At 52.1% G+C, this 19,118-nt stretch carries 19 protein-coding genes; 2 read left to right on the top strand and 17 right to left on the bottom strand.

What is annotated here, in order from left to right; translation table 11 throughout:
* Window positions 1-59 precede the first annotated feature (59 nt).
* From rpoS to cysG, 13 genes are all read right to left on the bottom strand, one after another.
* Window positions 60-1,061, bottom strand: a complete 1,002-nt coding sequence (gene rpoS, locus ACMV8I_RS19395) for an RNA polymerase sigma factor RpoS (RefSeq protein WP_498866829.1) — start codon at window positions 1,059-1,061, stop codon at window positions 60-62.
* A gap of 50 nt (window positions 1,062-1,111) precedes the next feature.
* Window positions 1,112-2,116 carry a murein hydrolase activator NlpD gene (gene nlpD, locus ACMV8I_RS19400; RefSeq protein WP_498866830.1) on the bottom strand — a complete coding sequence of 335 codons (1,005 nt, stop codon included), beginning with the start codon at window positions 2,114-2,116 and terminating at the stop codon, window positions 1,112-1,114.
* Between the two features lie 217 nt (window positions 2,117-2,333).
* Entirely contained in the window at window positions 2,334-2,960 is a 627-nt protein-coding gene (locus ACMV8I_RS19405) for a protein-L-isoaspartate(D-aspartate) O-methyltransferase (RefSeq protein WP_498866831.1), read from the bottom strand.
* Window positions 2,950-3,714 (bottom strand): 5'/3'-nucleotidase SurE, encoded by a 765-nt coding sequence (gene surE / locus ACMV8I_RS19410; protein WP_498866832.1) that lies wholly within the window; start codon window positions 3,712-3,714, stop codon window positions 2,950-2,952. The genes ACMV8I_RS19405 and surE overlap by 11 nt, the downstream gene beginning before the upstream one ends.
* Complete coding sequence (gene truD, locus ACMV8I_RS19415) at window positions 3,695-4,741, bottom strand: tRNA pseudouridine(13) synthase TruD (protein WP_498866865.1); 1,047 nt, start codon at window positions 4,739-4,741, stop codon at window positions 3,695-3,697. The genes surE and truD overlap by 20 nt, the downstream gene beginning before the upstream one ends.
* A gap of 19 nt (window positions 4,742-4,760) precedes the next feature.
* Window positions 4,761-5,234, bottom strand: a complete 474-nt coding sequence (gene ispF, locus ACMV8I_RS19420) for a 2-C-methyl-D-erythritol 2,4-cyclodiphosphate synthase (protein ID WP_498866833.1) — start codon at window positions 5,232-5,234, stop codon at window positions 4,761-4,763.
* Window positions 5,234-5,953 carry a 2-C-methyl-D-erythritol 4-phosphate cytidylyltransferase gene (gene ispD, locus ACMV8I_RS19425; protein ID WP_498866834.1) on the bottom strand — a complete coding sequence of 240 codons (720 nt, stop codon included), beginning with the start codon at window positions 5,951-5,953 and terminating at the stop codon, window positions 5,234-5,236. The genes ispF and ispD overlap by 1 nt, the downstream gene beginning before the upstream one ends.
* 2 nt (window positions 5,954-5,955) lie before the next feature.
* The gene (gene ftsB / locus ACMV8I_RS19430; protein WP_498866835.1) at window positions 5,956-6,279 is read right to left on the bottom strand and encodes a cell division protein FtsB; all 324 of its coding nucleotides are present in this window, start codon (window positions 6,277-6,279) and stop codon (window positions 5,956-5,958) included.
* A gap of 164 nt (window positions 6,280-6,443) precedes the next feature.
* Window positions 6,444-6,800 (bottom strand): DUF3561 family protein, encoded by a 357-nt coding sequence (locus ACMV8I_RS19435; protein ID WP_498866836.1) that lies wholly within the window; start codon window positions 6,798-6,800, stop codon window positions 6,444-6,446.
* Window positions 6,801-6,861: 61 nt separating this feature from the next.
* A complete protein-coding gene (gene cysC / locus ACMV8I_RS19440; RefSeq protein WP_498866837.1) occupies window positions 6,862-7,482 on the bottom strand; it encodes an adenylyl-sulfate kinase in 621 nt (206 codons plus the stop codon).
* Between the two features lies 1 nt (window position 7,483).
* Window positions 7,484-8,911 (bottom strand): sulfate adenylyltransferase subunit CysN, encoded by a 1,428-nt coding sequence (gene cysN, locus ACMV8I_RS19445; RefSeq protein WP_498866838.1) that lies wholly within the window; start codon window positions 8,909-8,911, stop codon window positions 7,484-7,486.
* Between the two features lie 12 nt (window positions 8,912-8,923).
* Window positions 8,924-9,832, bottom strand: coding sequence for a sulfate adenylyltransferase subunit CysD (cysD, locus tag ACMV8I_RS19450; RefSeq protein ID WP_498866839.1), 909 nt, complete (start codon window positions 9,830-9,832; stop codon window positions 8,924-8,926).
* 9 nt (window positions 9,833-9,841) lie between these two features.
* Window positions 9,842-11,266 (bottom strand): siroheme synthase CysG, encoded by a 1,425-nt coding sequence (cysG, locus tag ACMV8I_RS19455; protein ID WP_498866840.1) that lies wholly within the window; start codon window positions 11,264-11,266, stop codon window positions 9,842-9,844.
* A 299-nt stretch (window positions 11,267-11,565) separates the two neighbouring features.
* Here cysG and ACMV8I_RS19460 point away from each other — a divergent pair, with 299 nt between their 5' ends.
* Window positions 11,566-12,600 carry an aminopeptidase gene (locus ACMV8I_RS19460; protein ID WP_498866841.1) on the top strand — a complete coding sequence of 345 codons (1,035 nt, stop codon included), beginning with the start codon at window positions 11,566-11,568 and terminating at the stop codon, window positions 12,598-12,600.
* A 148-nt stretch (window positions 12,601-12,748) separates the two neighbouring features.
* Here ACMV8I_RS19460 and ACMV8I_RS19465 read toward each other — a convergent pair whose 3' ends face one another.
* From ACMV8I_RS19465 to ACMV8I_RS19480, 4 genes are all read right to left on the bottom strand, one after another.
* Entirely contained in the window at window positions 12,749-13,480 is a 732-nt protein-coding gene (locus ACMV8I_RS19465; RefSeq protein ID WP_498866842.1) for a phosphoadenylyl-sulfate reductase, read from the bottom strand.
* Window positions 13,481-13,515: 35 nt separating this feature from the next.
* On the bottom strand, window positions 13,516-15,252 hold the full coding sequence (gene cysI, locus ACMV8I_RS19470) for an assimilatory sulfite reductase (NADPH) hemoprotein subunit (protein ID WP_498866843.1): 1,737 nt from the start codon (window positions 15,250-15,252) through the stop codon (window positions 13,516-13,518).
* Window positions 15,253-15,434: 182 nt separating this feature from the next.
* On the bottom strand, window positions 15,435-17,240 hold the full coding sequence (gene cysJ / locus ACMV8I_RS19475; protein ID WP_498866866.1) for an NADPH-dependent assimilatory sulfite reductase flavoprotein subunit: 1,806 nt from the start codon (window positions 17,238-17,240) through the stop codon (window positions 15,435-15,437).
* A 217-nt stretch (window positions 17,241-17,457) separates the two neighbouring features.
* Complete coding sequence (locus ACMV8I_RS19480; RefSeq protein WP_498866844.1) at window positions 17,458-18,459, bottom strand: hypothetical protein; 1,002 nt, start codon at window positions 18,457-18,459, stop codon at window positions 17,458-17,460.
* Between the two features lie 248 nt (window positions 18,460-18,707).
* Here ACMV8I_RS19480 and queD point away from each other — a divergent pair, with 248 nt between their 5' ends.
* Window positions 18,708-19,070: a 6-carboxytetrahydropterin synthase QueD gene (queD, locus tag ACMV8I_RS19485; RefSeq protein ID WP_498866845.1), complete on the top strand. Its 363-nt coding sequence runs from the start codon at window positions 18,708-18,710 to the stop codon at window positions 19,068-19,070.
* The last annotated feature ends 48 nt before the right edge of the window (window positions 19,071-19,118 follow it).

Genomic DNA, 19,118 nt, shown 5'->3' on the forward strand with positions numbered 1-19,118 from the left:
CTAAAGACTGTATGGTTAACGATAAGCCGTCAGTGTGTCACGGTTACTAAACGAGCAAGTCACTCGCGAAACAGAGCTTCAATGCTCAAGCCCTGTGCCTGCAAAATCTCACGCAGGCGGCGTAACCCTTCAACTTGAATCTGACGAACACGTTCACGCGTAAGGCCTATTTCACGGCCCACATCTTCCAGTGTTGCTGCTTCGTAACCTAACAAACCGAAGCGCCGCGCCAGAACTTCACGCTGCTTTGCGTTCAACTCGAATAACCACTTCACGATACTCTGTTTCATATCGTTGTCTTGAGTGGTGTCTTCCGGACCGTTTTCTTTTTCGTCCGCCAGAATGTCTAACAGCGCTTTTTCAGAGTCACCACCTAACGGTGTATCCACTGACGTAATACGCTCATTCAGACGCAACATACGACTGACGTCTTGTACCGGCTTGTCGAGTTGCTGAGCAATCTCTTCAGCACTCGGCTCATGGTCCAGTTTGTGCGCAAGTTCACGTGCAGTACGCAGGTAAACATTCAACTCTTTAACGATGTGAATAGGTAATCGGATAGTACGGGTTTGATTCATAATTGCCCGTTCGATCGTCTGACGAATCCACCATGTAGCATAAGTTGAAAAGCGGAAACCGCGTTCTGGGTCAAATTTTTCAACAGCACGGATAAGGCCAAGGTTACCTTCCTCGATCAAATCCAGCAGTGCCAGTCCGCGATTACTGTAGCGGCGGGCAATTTTAACCACCAAACGCAGGTTGCTTTCGATCATACGTCGGCGGGATGGAACATCGCCCCGCAGCGCACGGCGTGCAAAATAAACCTCTTCTTCTGCAGTCAGCAGAGGAGAGTAACCGATTTCACCAAGGTACAGTTGAGTTGCGTCCAACACTCTTTGGCTTACAGCCTGTGACAACAACTCTTCTTCAGCATCAGCATCAATAGTGTCGTTATCAGCCGCCTCTTCGACTGTGTCTTTATCGTCAAAGGCTTCAGCGCTGTTCTCATCGAAATCTACATCATCATGTAACTCGTTAACTTTCAGCGTATTCTGTTGCATATGCTGCTCCTACCCGTGGTCCCGAGGGCAGAATTAAGACTCTGCCCGAGTTATCGCTGCGGAAGATAACGCAGCGGGTTTACGGATTTCCCCTTGTAACGAATTTCAAAATGCAATCTAACTGAGCTGGTTCCGGTGCTACCCATCGTGGCTATTTTCTGTCCCGCCTGCACTTCTTGTTGTTCCCGGACCAGCATTGAATCGTTATGAGCATAGGCGGACAGGTAGTCATCATTGTGTTTAATGATGATGAGATTACCGTAACCGCGAAGAGCATTACCTGCATAAACCACACGCCCAGAGGCAGTAGCTACGACAGATTGTCCACGCGAACCAGCTATATCGATCCCTTTATTTCCCCCTTCGGAAGCTGAGAAATTATCGATAATCTTCCCGTCAGTCGGCCATTTCCAAGAGGAAACCGGACCGCCATTATTCGTCGTGCTGGTGACAGGAGTACTGGCTACGGCAACAGGTGCTGTGGTGGTAACCACACCTGATGAAGGCAACATTTTACCTACATTCTGTTTACCCGAAGTATCAGAATACGTGGTAGTTGGTTGAGATGCAACCACCGTTCCTTGCATCATTCCAGTGGAAGGCGCTTTTGGAACACCGCCATTTGTCGCATCCGTGGTGGCTAACATCCCACCGGTGCTGGCGTTGGATGAAACATTATTTATCTGCACCGTCTGGCCGACATTCAGGCTGTAAGGAGCAGCAATATTGTTGCGTGCAGCAAGGTCCCTAAAATCATTACCGGTGATCCAGGCAATATAAAACAGCGTGTCTCCGCGCTTCACCTGATAAGTACTTCCACTATAACTACCTTTGGGAATCGAGTTATAACTGCGGTTATAAACGATGTGACCTTCTGGGCTATTCGCCGTATTTACGGGCGCGGAATTCGCAGCACTCTGCCCGCCATCGCCGCCGTTTACGCTGCTAATGGGGGCCGAAGTCGAGGCGCTATTAGTACATCCCACCATCCAGGCGCTAACAAATGTACACACCGCAATGCGGCTTAAGGTTTTCATTGGGCTTCCTGTGCTCATATTTCCCCCGTTACGGCGATCTTAGAATTTATCTATTCACCGCTTACAAGCCGCTACATGCGGTCCAAATGCCTACTGGCACAGTGTAAACGGGTAACACATCCGGGCAGTAAAAAACTGTAGGGGATGCTATCAACATCACCAGTACAGCACCATATAACATTTGTATTTAAATTTTAAGGGGTTAGTTCTGAATGACGCAGCCTGCAGGCCGAATTCAGGCCAATTCGCCTTTCACCAGCGGGACAAATCGTACTGCTTCGATATTCTCGACAACAAACTCGCTCCCACGCCGCGTAATACGCTGTAGTATTTGATTTTGCTCGCCCACAGGCAAAATCATCACCCCGCCTTCGTCCAGTTGCTGAAGCAAATCCTGAGGTATTTCCGGCGGTGCGGCAGTGACGATAATCGCATCAAATGGACCGCGTGACGGCCACCCCTCCCAACCGTCTCCATGGCGGGTCGAAACATTGTGTAAATCCAGCTGTTTCAGGCGGCGTTTCGCCTGCCATTGCAAACCTTTGATACGCTCAACGGAAAAAACGTGTTCGACCAAGTGCGCCAGAATCGCGGTTTGGTAACCCGAACCGGTACCAATTTCCAGCACGCGTGACGTTGCCGTCAGATGCAGCAGTTCAGTCATCCGGGCCACAGTATAAGGTTGAGAGATTGTCTGGCCAGAGCCGATCGGCAATGCCGTATTTTCGTAAGCCTTGTGCTGGAAGGCTTCATCAATAAAACGCTCACGGGGAACAGTTTCAATGGCGTGCAGTAAATTTTCGTCCTGAATCCCCTGCTGCCGCAGTTGCTCCAGCAAGTTATACATCGGTTTACTCACCATGCCTGTTGACCCCAGCTTTAGCTAACCACGCATTCACCACATCCTGAGCGGCATAAGCCGTTAAATCGACCTGAAGTGGTGTGACAGAAACATACCCTTGCGCGACCGCGGCAAAATCCGTGTCAGGCGCGATATCGAACTTATCACCCGGCGGGCCAATCCAGTACAAACTCTGACCGCGGGGATCTTGCTGGCTAAATACCTGTTCCGCGGGATAACGGCTGCCGCAGCGGGTAACGCGAATGCCTTTAATTTCAGAAAGCGGCAGATCCGGGACATTGATATTGAGGATTTTACCGGTGCGCATCGGCTCGATGGCCAGCGCACGTAAAATCCGGCAAGTGATGGCGGCAGCTGTATCATAGTGTTGATGCCCGTCGAGGGAGATCGCCAGTCCGGGATATCCCAGATGACGGCCTTCCATCGCGGCGGCTACCGTGCCGGAATAAATCACGTCATCGCCAAGGTTCGGGCCGGCATTGATACCCGACACGACGATATCCGGGCGTGGTCGCATCAGCGAGTTAACCCCAAGATAAACGCAGTCAGTTGGCGTCCCGTTAATCACCGCGATGTCGCCATTAGGGTAAGACTGAATACGTAAGGGAGCATCCAGCGTCAGGGCGTTGGAGGCACCACTGCGATTGCGATCGGGTGCCACCAGTTTGACATCAGCAAACTCTCGCAATGCAGCAGCCAGCGTTTGGATCCCTGACGCCAGCACACCATCGTCATTACTCAGTAATATCCGCATCAATATTTTCCTGGCGCATCAGTTCCCGTACCACACTGGTCGCAAAACTGCCGGCAGGAAGCCAGAATTTCAGCTCCAGTGTGACCTCATCCAAGCCTTTCCAGCTCAAGTGTAAAGGCTGAAGCATGACCGCACGCCTGGCCGGTTCAACCCGTTCACGTTGAATAAGCGACAACAACTCGTTGCATTCAGTAAGACAACCCTGCTCGAAAGCCTCGGCCATATCGCAGGTACCCAGCGGGCCATCCCCCGGCAAAGGCGCGGTGATCAATAATTCATTACTATCAACACGCGGCTGAAGAGTATCAAATTCGTCCTCTTTCGCCACGAACCAACTGCCACGTCCGCTAAGTTGCAGTGCATCACCCAGCATTACCTGACGGTGGGTATTATCGGCAAGCCGCTGGCTGGCAATAATATTAAACATCGCACTGCGGCTGGCAGAGAGGTAAAAACTACGCTTTGGCCGCTCTTTAACGCGGATTTCGTTATTCGCCCACTTTCGGGCCTGCACCAGATTATTGCCACCGCGACCAAAACGCTGCTCGCCGAAATAGTTCGGCACCCCTCGCAAAAGAATGTTTTGCAGACGCGCTTCGATATCGGCGAGATTGCTCAGTTGACGTAGCACCAGTGTAAAAGTGTTACCCTTCAGGGTACCAATACGCATTTTCTTACGATGACGTGCAGCGCGAACCACTTCACACCCTTCCAGCACAAACTGGCTGAGTTCAGGATCCTCTTTACCCGGCAGGTGCAGACAGAACCATTGTTCGGTTATCGCATGACGATCTTTTAATCCGGCATAGCTGACCGAGCGTGGATGAATGCAGGCAAAGCGCGCCAGTTGTTCGGCCACAAACTGGGTGTTACAGCCGTTTTTACGAATACGCACCAGCAGATGTTCGCCTTCACCCTCAGGTTCAAAACCGAGATCTTCCTCGACGATGAAATCTTCCGGGTTGGCTTTCAGTTTGCCGGTTGAAAGCGGCTCACCATACAACCAGGTCAGACGGGACATATCCAACGGATTATTTTCCACCGGCTCAGTCCTTGATCAACAAGACAACGGCCTCACAGGCAATACCTTCGCCGCGACCGGTGAAGCCTAGCTGTTCAGTCGTCGTGGCTTTAACGTTCACCTCATCCATATGACATTGCAAGTCTTCAGCCAGAAATACCCGCATCTGTGGGATATGCGGGGCCATCTTGGGTGCCTGAGCAATAATGGTAATATCGATATTGCCCAATGTATAACCCTTGGCACGGATCCGACGGTAGGCTTCTCGCAACAGCTCGCGGCTGTCAGCGCCTTTAAAAGCGGGATCTGTATCAGGGAACAGCTTACCGATATCGCCCATCGCCGCAGCCCCCAGTAGCGCGTCAGTTGCCGCATGCAGGGCAACATCACCGTCAGAATGGGCCACTAAACCCTGAGGAAAAGGGATACGCACGCCGCCGATCACCAATGGGCCTTCACCGCCGAATTTATGCACGTCAAAACCGTGACCGATACGCATTATACGTTCTCCTTTTGATAAAGCTGGGTTAAATAGAATTCTGCCAGGGCCAGGTCTTCCGGCCTGGTAATTTTAATATTGTCTGAACGTCCAGCTATCAGCAAAGGATGAAAACCACAATATTCCATCGCAGAAGCTTCATCCGTCACCGTCGCCCCTTCATCCAGCGCACGACGCAGACAAGTTTTAAGGAGTCCGAGAGGAAAAAACTGTGGTGTCAGCGCATGCCATAACTCTTCGCGATCGACGGTATGTGAGATGCCACTCTTGCCGTGCTCACCGCGCTTCATAGTATCGCGCACCGGCGTGGCAAGAATGCCGCCGACGTCGCTGAATGTAGAAATTGCCAGCAGACGGTTCAGATCGTCGATGTGCAGACAGGGACGGGCTGCGTCATGTACCAACACCCAGCCATGAGAGCCAGCCTGTTCGAGGCCAGCCATCACCGAGTCCGCACGCTGACTTCCCCCCGTCACCCGTTGAATGCGCGGATCTGAAGCAATGGCTAACTGTGCAAATTGCACATCATGCGGGCTAAGCGACACCACAACTTTTGAAATTTGCGTACTCTGCAACAGGGCACGAATCGAATGTTCGATCAGTGTCATACCGCCAATAGAGAGATACTGTTTAGGACATTCTGTCTGCATACGGCTGCCGATACCGGCAGCGGGCAAAACAGCAATAATCTCTGGAAGGGAACCTGCGAAGTGACTCATAGCTATTGTTTTAAATTATTTTGCGAAGTACTGACACCTACATTACGCTTTGATTGGTCAGGCACCAGGCGATAAAAAGTCTCACCGGGCTTAATCATACCCAGTTCATTACGCGCGCGTTCTTCGATAGCTTCCTGACCGCCGGTTAAGTCATCGATTTCAGCAAAGAGTTGATCATTTCGTGACTTGAGTTTGCCGTTGTTGGCCTGCTGTACCTCAACGTCATCATTCACACGAACATAATCGTGAATACCATTCTTACCCAGCCACAGCGAATACTGTAACCAGCCAAGCAAAACCAGTAATAGCAGCGTTAATTTGCCCATCCCCGCCCCCTAAAAAAGCCGCTCAATCATCCCACAACTTTCAACTGGACTCCACACTGACAAGGATATTGGCGGTGAGATTCAGAGTTAAGGCGGTAATTACGGGTGAGAATGACACAATGGTTTACATAGAGATAATAAATTGCTGAAAAATTGTTCAGAATTTACCAGCCGGACAGGAAAGAGAAGACGGTCCAGAACATCCCAATGACCGCAACACCGGTAGCGAGCAGTGTTTGCCACCAATTGCCCGTAAATAGCATGCTAAAAGCGATACCGATAAGCACGGCAACAGGCATCAGAGCCAGGAAGAAAGGCCAGGTATAGAGAAGGAAAAACAGGGTGTTAGAGCCGTGAATCAAGAATGGGATGGTAAATGCCAGCCAGTAAAAAACAAAGCCTGCACTTCCGCCGAAAAAGGAGTACGAGGGATCGTCTGCCTCAGGGGCAGGATCGTAAGATAAAGCTACGGGGCTTTCTATCCGGATCCGACGGACTATTTTGTGAAGTAATGCCTGCATAGAGAGATCCCCGTAATAACAGTGTAAACCGGCACGTTCTGGGATGTTTGGCCGGTAACATTCAGGGATTGATAATAGCCTGATGCCGCAGTACACCTAACAATTGCGCGACCAAATGTGTTACCAATTGTTCACCATCAAGATGCACATCCGGAGCTTGCGGCGGCTGATATTCAGAGTCGATCCCGGTGAAGTTTTTCAGCTCACCGGCACGTGCTTTTTTATACAGGCCTTTAGGATCGCGCACTTCGCAGATGGCGAGTGGAGTATCAACAAAGACCTCAATAAACTGCCCGCTATTCAATAGATCACGTACCATTTTACGTTCGGCACGATGAGGTGAGATAAAAGCCGTCAACACCACCAACCCAGCATCCACCATCAGTTTGGCGACTTCCCCCACGCGGCGGATATTTTCGCGCCGGTCGTCATCGCTGAAGCCCAAATCCCGGCACAAACCGTGACGAACATTATCGCCATCAAGAAGATACGTACTGACGCCGAGTGCATGAAGCGCCTGCTCAAGCGCGCCAGCAACGGTAGACTTCCCGGAACCTGACAGCCCGGTAAACCACAGCACGGCCCCTTTATGACCATGCTGCTGTTCGCGATCCTCACGGGCTAAAGCGTGCGGATGCCAGACGACATTCTCGTTGTCTGCGTTCGCTTCCTGTAAAGCCATCCTATTTTCCACCTAACAGGTCGCGGGCGCCCCAATGCGGGAAGTGGCGACGAATAAGATCATTCAGTTCCAGTTCAAAAGCACTGAACTTGTCTGATTCCTGATATACCTGCTCGAGCGCTTCACGCACCAGGCCAGCACCCACGGTGACATTGGTCAGCCGATCGATAAAGATCATTCCGCCGGTTACCGCATTGTTTTGGTAGTTATCCAATGCCAGAGGCTCATCGAAGGTCAGTTCGACCAAACCGATGCCATTGAGCGGCAAGCTATCAACGGTTTGCTGGGCCAACGAATTAATCTCCACCTGATATTCGATATTTTCAACGCGAGCGCGGGCTTTTTTACCGCCGACCTTGATGTCGTAGCTCTGCCCGACACTCAGAGATTGCTCAGCCATCCACACGATATCTACTTTGGCATTTTGCACGGCTTTAACGGTTTCACCAGCATCAACCAGCAAATCTCCCCGACTGATATCGCGTTCATCCGCCAGCACCAACGTAATGGCTTCGCCAGCCCAGGCTTGCTGCAGATCACCGTCAAACGTCACAATGCGCGCAATGGTTGATTCAACACCAGAAGGCAATACTTTAATTTTCTGACCGACACGAATGGAGCCGGATGCCAGCGTACCGGCATAACCACGGAAATCGAGGTTAGGCCGGTTAACGTATTGCACCGGGAAACGCATCGGTTGTTGTTCGCGGATATTAATGACATTCACGGTTTCCAGCACATCGAGCAGTGTAGGACCGGTATACCAGCCCATTTTATCACTCGGGCTTGCCACGTTGTCACCTTCGAGGGCGGACAGCGGTACAAACTTGATATCCAGATCGGTCGGCAGTTGCTGGGCAAAGTCGAGATAATCTGCCTTGAACTGTTCGAAAATGGTTTCGCTGTAGTCAACCAGATCCATTTTATTGACGGCCACCACCAGATGGCGGATCCCTAACAGAGTGGCGATAAAGCTGTGGCGACGCGTTTGATCCAGCACGCCTTTACGTGCATCAATCAGCAAAATCGCCAGATCGCACGTTGAGGCTCCGGTGGCCATATTGCGGGTGTACTGCTCATGTCCCGGCGTGTCAGCAATAATGAATTTACGCTTCTCGGTGGAGAAATAGCGGTACGCCACGTCAATGGTGATGCCCTGTTCACGCTCGGCTTGCAAACCATCCACCAGCAGTGCCAGATCAAGTTTTTCGCCCTGTGTTCCATGACGCTTGCTGTCGTTATGCAAAGATGAAAGCTGATCTTCATAAATCTGACGGGTGTCGTGCAGCAAGCGACCAATCAGGGTACTTTTTCCGTCATCGACGCTGCCGCAGGTCAGGAAACGCAGCAGGCTTTTATGTTGCTGTGAGTGCAGGTAGGCTTCTACGCCGCCCTGTTCTTCAATTTGTTGTGCAATAGCATTGTTCATTTTGGTCGCTCCTCAGAAATAGCCCTGACGTTTTTTCAGTTCCATCGAACCGGCCTGGTCACGGTCAATTGCCCGACCCTGCCGCTCACTGGTGGTCGACACCAGCATCTCTTCGATGATCTCAGGAAGCGTCTGCGCTTCAGACTCAACCGCGCCGGTGAGTGGCCAGCAGCCAAGGGTACGGAAACGCACCATTTTTTGTTCAATCACTTCACCCGCTTGCAGGTCAATGCGATCGTCATCCACCATCAGCAACATTCCGTCACGCTCTAGTACCGGACGTGGTGCAGCCAAATAGAGTGGAACAATCTCTATATTTTCCAGATAGATATACTGCCAAATATCCAGTTCAGTCCAGTTAGATAGCGGGAAGACACGGATGCTTTCGCCTTTGTTAATCTGACCGTTGTAGTTATGCCACAACTCCGGGCGCTGATTCTTCGGATCCCAGCGGTGAAAACGGTCGCGAAACGAGTAAATACGCTCTTTCGCACGCGACTTCTCTTCGTCACGACGCGCACCACCAAAGGCAGCATCGAAACCGTATTTATTCAGCGCCTGCTTTAGGCCTTCAGTTTTCATGATGTCGGTATGTTTGGCGCTGCCATGCACAAATGGATTGATGCCCATTGCGACACCTTCCGGGTTCTTATGCACCAGCAATTCAAAACCGTAATTCTTGGCAGTACGATCTCTAAACGCGTACATCTCGCGGAACTTCCAGCCGGTGTCCACATGCAGTAAAGGGAAAGGCAGCTTGCCGGGAAAGAAAGCTTTACGCGCGAGATGTAACATTACCGACGAGTCTTTCCCGATAGAGTACATCATCACCGGGTTGGCAAATTCAGCCGCGACTTCACGGATGATATGGATACTCTCCGCCTCCAGTTGCCGCAAATGTGTGAGTCGTTTTTCGTCCATAACAGATCCTTAAGCCAAATTCACGACTGTCGGGCGCTGAACGCCGCCAGCCTGTGGATGATGCCCAAACCAGGCAAGTTGAGAGTGAAGTGCTACCACCTCACCGATCACCAGTAGCGCCGGTGTCGGCGCCTGTTGAGCTAAGTGTTCAAGATTAGCCAGAGTCCCCGTCAGTACCTGTTGGTCTGCACGAGTACCTCGCCCGATGACAGCCACCGGAGTGGAAGCCGCACGACCATAAGCGATCAGCTGCTGGCTGATCTCCGCAGCCTTAAGCGTGCCCATGTAAATGGCTAATGTCTGCTTGCCCTTCGCGAGCGTTTCCCACTGCACGCCATTGTCTTCAGGGCGGCAATGGCCGGTCACGAATACCACGCTCTGCGCGTGATCACGGTGCGTCAGCGGAATACCCGCGTAAGCCGTAGCCCCCGCCGCTGCGGTGACGCCGGGGACAACCTGGAAAGGAATGCCCGCCGCTTTCAGCGCCTGTAACTCTTCGCCACCACGACCAAAAATAAACGGATCGCCACCTTTGAGACGCACCACCTTTTTGCCCTGCTGCGCCAGTTTAACCAGCAGACGATTAATATCATCCTGCGCCGCTGAATGGCTGCTGGCTCGTTTACCAACGCAAATTTTATCTGCATCACGGCGCACCAGATCTAAAACCTCTTCGCTGACCAGATAGTCATACAACACCACATCAGCCTGCTGCATAACCTGCAAACCGCGCAAAGTGAGCAATCCTGCATCACCCGGTCCTGCACCAACCAGCGTCACTTCTCCGTTTTGCGCGATGGATTCAGGGTTATCTAACTGTTGCTGCAACACCTGCTCAGCCTGTGGAATCTGTCCCGCATTCACCAGTGAGGCAAAGCTGCCGTCGAATGCCTGCTCCCAGAAACGGCGCCGGGCTCTCATTGAGCTAAACCGCTGTTTCACTCTTTCGCGCCAGCCTCCCGCAATTTCAGCCATTTTGCCAAGGCTGGCTGGCAGTAAAGTTTCAAATTTTTCACGCAGCATGCGTGCCAGCACCGGTGCGGTACCGCTCGACGAGATGGCCACTACAATCGGTGAACGGTCGACAATTGACGGAAAAATAAACGAGCACTTTGGCTGGTCATCCACCACGTTAGCCAATAACTGACGCTGGTTGGCCTGCTCGAAGACTTCGGCATTAAGCAGCGCGTCATCCGTTGCAGCAATCACCAGGAAAACGTCATCAAGCTGTTGTGGCACAAAACGTTCTGCCAGCCAGATCACCTGCGATGCCTGACGACGCTGTTCGAGTTCCGGAGAAAGTGATTGTGAGACGATGCGCACTGTAGCGCCGGCACGCAGGAGAAGATCAATCTTGCGTGCTGCAACTTCACCGCCTCCTACGACCAGCACAGGGCGCTGTCTGAGGTCGGCGAAAATAGGTAGATAGTCCACAACGGCCTTATTTAATAGCGAAGAGAATTCACATGACTATACGTGGTGGTAATAATTGATCTGAAATGACGAAATGGAATGAATAGTTCCAGAATGGAATATAGGCCGCAAAATTCTTCAGAAGATTACGTTTTTCAGGAACAAAAAGAGCCATTTGAGATGACGATAAATTGTCTATTCGGCTCCGCAGTCGCATACTATTGTGCACTAGAGACCACCAAAGCAGCCTGCTGCATATTTACAGGATGACGGATGATATCCTCCGGCCTCCCAGATCTTCTGATAAGGATTTTTCGGCTATGTTTTCCACTTTACGCATGAAGCTCGCACTGCTGGCTATCAGTATCAGCTGCGTGGGTTTTGCTCATGCGATTAAGCCTGCGGTTGAGCCAGCTCCTGGCGTTATCGCCGCGGCGCAAATCCGCCATATTGCGACCTATTTCCCGGGGCGAATGGCAGGCAGTCCGGGCGAACTTATCGCCGCAGAGTATCTGAATCAGTACTTCGCCAAACTGGGTTACCAGAGTGATTTACGCGGTTTTGACACCCGCTATCTCTATAGCAGCAAAGATGGCAAACAGAGCTGGCATAACGTACACGCCACGTCGGTGATAGCGGCCAGGGCCGGTGAGGTACCGCAGCAGATTCTTGTTATGGCGCACTTCGACACTTATCTGCCGCAAAGCGACGCAGATTCAGACCACAATCTCGGTGGTCTGACATTGCAGGGTGTAGACGATAATGCCTCAGGCGTGGGTGTCATGCTGGAGTTGGCCGAACAGCTCAGCAAAGTGAAGACACACTACAGTTTGCGCTTTGTGGCACTCAGTGCGGAGGAAACCGGTGCGCAAGGTGCTGAGAATTATGTTCAGCGGATGTCGCTGGAAGAGAGAAAAAATACCCTGCTGGCCGTGGACCTCGATTCACTGATTGTTGGCGATAAGCTCTATTTCAAAAGTGGTAAAAACACCTCAGCAGCCGTGACCAAACTGACCCGTGACCGGGCAGTTAAACTAGCACACCGTTATGGCATTGCCGCTGAGAGCTACGCTGGCAAAGATTGCTGTAGCGGTATGCAGGCGCTGGATGATGCACATATTCCCCTGCTAATAGTCAACGCAACCGATTATGCATTAGGCAAGAAAGACGGCACACAGCAGCGTGCCATCAGCGCGCATTTCCCGGCGGGGACATCCCGTCATCAGGGACAACTGGATAACCTGCAATATCTGGATCGCGTACTGCCCGGCCGCATCGATAAACGCGCCAAAGAGAGCGTTAAGATTTTATTGCCGTTGATTAAAGAGCTGGCGAAGCCAGTTAAACCGGTCTGACTGGCTAGTCCTGATATTGCACAGTCCCCTAAATAATTCGAGCGGCAGGAAGGCGGCAAGTAAACGCATCCCCGGGAGCATAGATAACTATGTGACCGGGGTAAGTGCACGCAGCCAACGCATCTGCAGCTGGAAGTATGACGGGGATTTATTCGTGTAAGCCGCACTCGCGCTTAAGCCCGAAAAATCTCGTCTCCTCTTCGCTCATACCCTCTTCCCACTTTTTAGTGGTGTGAGTATCGCCCACGGATAAATAGCCCTGCTCCCATAGCGGGTGATAGCTCAGGCCGTTCTCTTTCAGATATTGGAAGATCTGCCGGTTATCCCAGTCAATGATCGGCAAGATTTTAAACACCCCGCGCTGCACTGCCAGCACCGGCAGATGGGCCCGACTACCTGACTGTTCACGGCGCAGTCCCGCGAACCAGGTTTTCGCACCGAGTGTTTCCAGTGCACGGTTCATCGGTTCGACTTTATTGATGTCGTTATAGCGCTCGATCCCTTCTACGCCCTGCTCCCACAGTTTGCCATAGCGCGCTTCCTGCCAGGCTGGCGAATGGGCTGCGCGGAACACCTGAAGGTTGAGATCGAGTTGTTCAGTAAGCTGGTCGATAAACTGATAGGTTTCAGGAAACAGATAACCGGTGTCAGTTAAGATCACCGGAATATCAGCTTTCTGACGGTTGACCAGATGCAGACATACCGCAGCCTGAATACCAAAGCTTGAAGAGAGAGCGAACTCTCCCGGCAAATTTTCCAGCGCCCAGTTGACGCGATCCTGTGCAGAGAGCTTTTCCAACTGACCATTGGTTTCAGCCAGCGCCAGCGCCTGCCCAGACTTGGGTAATTCATTCAGTTCAGCAAGAGTAAGCAAACTCATACACTCTCCGTCTTTCAGATTCAGTCGTACCGTTATTAATCGTAAAAATCCCGGGCCGGATCGAGTACCGGACGAATGATCCCAGCACGGATCACGTAGTCACCGAAACCTTCGTCTGTTTCACGTTCTTTGGCCCAGCGCCCCACCAGCTCTTCGATGACGGTCAGAATTTCAGTATCAGAAATGTTCTCGCGATACATGCGCGGGATCCGCGTACCCGCGCGGTTACCGCCCAGATGCAGGTTGTAACGGTTCATCGCTTTACCCACCAGGCCTATCTCGGCCAGCAGCGCACGGCCACAGCCGTTCGGACAGCCAGTAACGCGCAAAACAATGTGCTCTTTACCGACGCCATGGTTATGCATAATGCCTTCGACCTTGGTGACAAACTCCGGCAGGAACCGTTCTGCCTCAGCCATCGCCAATGGACAGGTTGGATACGAGACGCAAGCCATCGAGTTCTTGCGCTGATCGCTAACGCTATCGTCGATCAGCCCGTGGTCACGGGCCAGCGTTTCAATCGCGTCTTTATCCTGTTCGGCAACACCGGCGACGATCAGGTTCTGATTAGCAGTAAGCCTGAAATCGCCTCTATGGATCTTGGCGATTTCTGCTAAACCGGTTTTCAGCGGTTTGCCCGGATAGTCCAAAATACGACCATTTTCGATAAACAGCGTCAGATGCCACTGGTTGTCGATACCCTTTACCCAGCCAATGCGATCGCCGCGACCGGTAAATTCATAAGGGCGCACATCAGCAAACTCGATGCCTGCGCGCTTTTCCACTTCGGCCTTGAAGACTTCCACGCCGACGCGTTCCAGCGTGTATTTGGTTTTGGCATTTTTACGGTTGGTTCGGTTCCCCCAGTCGCGCTGAGTGGTGACTACCGCTTCAGCAACCGCCAGCGTATTTTCCAGCGGGATAAAACCCAGTTCACTGGCAGTGCGCGCATAAGTCGCTTTGTCGCCGTGAGCGATAGACAATCCGCCGCCTACCAGTACGTTGAAACCCACCAACTTGCCGTTGTCCGCAATCGCTACGAAGTTGAGATCGTTGGCATGCAGATCGACGTCATTTTGCGGTGGGATCACCACCGTGGTTTTGAATTTACGCGGCAAGTAAGTCGCGCCGAGGATGGGCTCAACGTCAGTGGTTTCGACCTTCTCCTGATCCAACCACACTTCAGCGTAAGCACGGGTGCGCGGTAACAAATGCTCCGAAAGCTTCTTAGCCCATGCATAAGCTTCCTGATGCAGTTCGGACTCGACTGGATTCGACGTACAAAGTACGTTGCGGTTAACGTCGTTGGCAGTCGCCAGTGCGTCCAGTCCCAGCTTATTCAGCAACTGATGTACCGGTTTGACATTAGGCTTCAGGATGCCGTGGAACTGGAAAGTCTGACGGTTGGTGATACGAATGCTGCCATACAGCGTGCTCTCTTCGGCAAATTTGTCGATGCCCAGCCACTGTGAAGGCGTCATCACGCCGCCCGGCAAGCGGCAACGTAGCATCATGGCATGACGCGGTTCGAGCTTCTGTTCAGCGCGTTCAGCTCGGATATCCCGGTCATCCTGCTGATACATGCCGTGAAAACGAATTAACAGGAAGTTGTCACCGTTAAAGCCGCCGGTCAGCCCGTCTTTCAGGTCTTCGGTGATGGTCCCGCGCAGGAAATTGCTTTCCTTTTTCAGACGTTCAGCGTCAGCCAACGGCGCATCAACCACCAAAGGGCCAGGACCAGGATTCAGTTCACTCCACAACTTTTTGCTCATAATTTCTCGCTCATAACTTTATACCCAAAATCATTCTAGTCGCCTAGAGGCGCCTACTTTTGGTGCGGGCAGGCGGCAACTGAAGGAATCCCGATGAGCTGACTTTTAGGTTCATAACTACAGTCAGTGATTCGGGTGAATAAAGGAAGCCAACACCCCTGCAACTTGAAGGATGCAGGGTATTAGTAAACGTCGCGCTGATAGCGGCGATCCTGACGTAGCTCACTGAGGTATTCGTCAGCCGTTTCCAGATCCATCACACCGTATTGGCCGATAATTTCCAACAGCGCCTGCTCTACGTCCTTCGCCATACGGTTGGCATCGCCGCAGACATATACGTGTGCGCCTTCCTGCAACCACTGCCAGACTTCAGCGCCCTTCTCACGGAGTTTGTCCTGTACGTAAACTTTCTCAGCCTGATCGCGTGACCACGCCAGATCGATGTTGGTCAGCAGTCCATCTTTAACATAACGCTGCCATTCGACCTGATAGAGGAAATCATCGGTAAAGTGCGGATTACCGAAGAACAGCCAGTTTTTGCCAGGCGCCGCCTCGTTTTCACGCTGTTGCATAAAGGCGCGGAATGGCGCGATGCCGGTACCAGGGCCAATCATAATCACCGGCACTTGCGGATTGGATGGCAGGCGGAAATTATCGTTGTGCTCGATAAACACCCGCACCTCGTCATCCTCTACCAGACGGTCTGCCAGATAGCCAGAAGCGCCGCCAGAGCGGGCACGCCCCTCAATTTCGTAACGTACGGCACCCACGGTGATATGCACTTCGGACTCGGTTTCTGCCTGTGAAGACGCAATAGAATATAACCGCGGCGTCAGCGGGCGCAGCAGGTCAATCAATTGCTGTGCATCCAGCTCAGTCGGTGCCTGACGCACCATGTCGACAAACGGCGTATTTTGCGCGAACTGCTGCAACACCTGTTTATCTGCCAGCATCGCCATGAGTTTTTCGTCGCGACATAAAGTGGCATATTTCTCGATAATCGGCGTGGTGTTTTGGGTCAGTTCAATATGATGCTGCAAAGCTTCGCGAAGCGCATATTGGGTGCCATTCACATCAACCGGCTCATCGCCTTTCAGCCACAGTAATTCGACCAACTCCTCTACCAGCGCCGGATCATTTGCAAACCAGATACCCAGTGCATCGCCAGGCTGGTAACGCAGGCCGGAATCTCCCAGATCAATTTCGATATGGCGCACATCTTTGTCTGAATTACGGCCGGTTATTTTCTGGTTTACAGACAACAGTGCGGTCAGTGGCTGATCTTTCGTGTAGGGGCTGCTGTCGATTTGGTTGACAGCACCGGCAAGCGTCGCGGCAGGCTGCCCGGCATTCGTATCAGCAGGCACGCGCTGTTTGAGCACATCTACGATACGTTTACGCCACTCTTCTGCCACTTCTTTATATTCGACATCGGCATCAACGCGATCTAACAAACGTTCCGCGCCCAGTTCGCCGAGGCGGGTATCGAAATCTTTACCAGCCTGACAGAAGAATTCGTAGGAGGTATCGCCCAACGCAAACACCGCAAACGCGGTGTCTTTCATCTGCGGGGCTTTTTTGGATTGCAGGAACTTATGCAACGCAACGGCTTCTTCCGCCTGCTCACCCTCGCCCTGCGTAGAGGCGACAATCAGCAGCAGTTTCTCTTGGCCGATTTGCTTGAATTTGTAATCACCCGCATTAACCAGATTAACGTTCAGTTTTGCTGCAACCAGATCATCACGCAGCTGTTCAGCCAGCCGGCGGGCATTACCGGTCTGCGAAGCGGAAATCAGCGTGACCGAAGCGGCAACCTGCACCGGAGTTGAGGCTGCAACAGCGCCAGGTTGCTGATTAACCATCCCCCAGAAATAACCAGAAAGCCAGGCCAGTTGGGTGGGTGAGTATTCACCAATCGCCGATTGAAGGCGGGCCAGTTGCTCCGGCGATAACGGGAGCAAAGAAGTTAGAGGAGCCTGAGTCGTCATTACGGTACGAATTCCCTTATGCATAAGCCATTCCGGCCGACATAAAAGGCCTGGAGAGTGTGTAGGTTAACCAGCCAGATAGTAACAATTAAAGAAGTGATGGAAATAAATAATAACCAAAATGACTAAGTGGTTTTTGCGATAGGAATAACCGCTAAAAGTGGTAGAAAGAAAACCCCGCAGGAGCGAGGTTTACATGAGTGCTTCGCAGGCACCTTTAGAGATGGAATTCGCCATGCTGTTCAAACCAGGAAAATTGCCCGGCAGCAAAGACTGACATTTTACTGCCGCTGTGTCCGGTGTCTGGCAAGTCGATAAAATGCCAGTTAAACGGCGTATTATTTTGCTCGGCGCGTTGCTGAGAAGTGGTGAAGTAACTTTCAGCCCGTTCGAGGCGGTTACTGCCCTGCGCCATCGCCTGTTTTGAACGGCGCAACGAATGGTTTTCGGGATCATCATCTTCGCTGCCAACGGCAATCAGCATCGGTTTAGCAAAGTAACTGGCCAACTGTTGTTGGCTAACGGCCACCGGCGACTGCCGCAACCCATAAGGCCAGTGCTGATCGGTGTCTGGCAACGTCCACCAGCCAGCGGCGGCACAGACGGCAGCTTTTACCTGAGGTTGAGGCAGCAACGTTAACATGCGGTGGACAAACTGGCAGCCCGCGCTGTTACCGAACAAATAATATTGCGGCTGGTTGGTGATACCCTGTTTCTGCAACTGGCTGAATAGAGTATCAACGATAGTGAACGCCCATTGGGAAGGCGGAAGTTTACGATGCGTTTTGCCATCCACAAGATTGCCAAGATTGTAACCGGCAGCTCCCGGAAACTCCTGTTCGCTAAAATGCGGAACGACCACCCGTAAATGATATTGATCCGCTACGCTAATCCAGTCATTACGGTAAGTGGCCGCATTACGGTCAACGCCGGTCATCACCATCACAATCGGCGTGGACGCATCAGCGCCAGACGGCTGATAGGTGAAAACTTCCAGAGACTTTGTGCCCTGCCCCAGCGGGATGTGCATGCTGCCAGATCCCGGCGGAAAGGCCAGAGCAATCGCCTTAGCGACGGGCGCTGCAACCGCAGCTTTCACCTCAACTTTAGCGACAACCGCTGGGTGTAAGTCTGCTGCAACAGGCGGTGGAGGGGTTTCAGCCCTAACGCCTGCAGAGAACAGCAGCGATAATAGCGCGCAACGCAGCACAGTAATCATTCAAACTCTCAACAGGTTAGGCTTACTGACTTCACTTTAAGCCAGTAAAACGGGGTGAGTAAAGCAACGATTGGTAACGCCTTGTACAGCCTGAAATCATGTACAGTACCCTTCATCCTGCACGTCACCACTAACACCCTGCACCAACAGTAGGCGCCTCCAGGCGACGTGAAGCATGAAGGGTATTCGTGGCATGAAAGACTGATTTCCGCTACTATGCCGCGTTTTTTGAGCAATGAGACCACATCATGACCACCATATTATTTAAAGATTTTCAGTTCGAAGCCGCACACCATTTACCGAACGTCCCGGCTGGCCATAAATGCGGTCGCCTGCACGGCCACTCTTTCACTGTGCGTATAGAAATTACCGGTGAAGTGGACCCGCATACAGGATGGGTGATGGATTTCGCCGATCTGAAAGCCGCGTTCAACCCAACCCTCGAACGCCTGGATCACTACAATCTGAATGATATTCCGGGATTAGAAAACCCGACCAGCGAAGTTCTGGCAGAGTGGATCTGGAATGAGATGAAACCGAAGTTGCCTCTGCTCTCCGCCGTGCGCGTGAAAGAAACCTGCACAGCGGGCTGCGTATATAAAGGTAACTAGAACCGAGATCTCCAAAATCATTCGCGCTAAATCAAGGCGGCAAGCGAG

Source organism: Ewingella sp. S1.OA.A_B6 (assembly GCF_049889095.1).
Classification (GTDB): domain Bacteria; phylum Pseudomonadota; class Gammaproteobacteria; order Enterobacterales; family Enterobacteriaceae; genus Ewingella.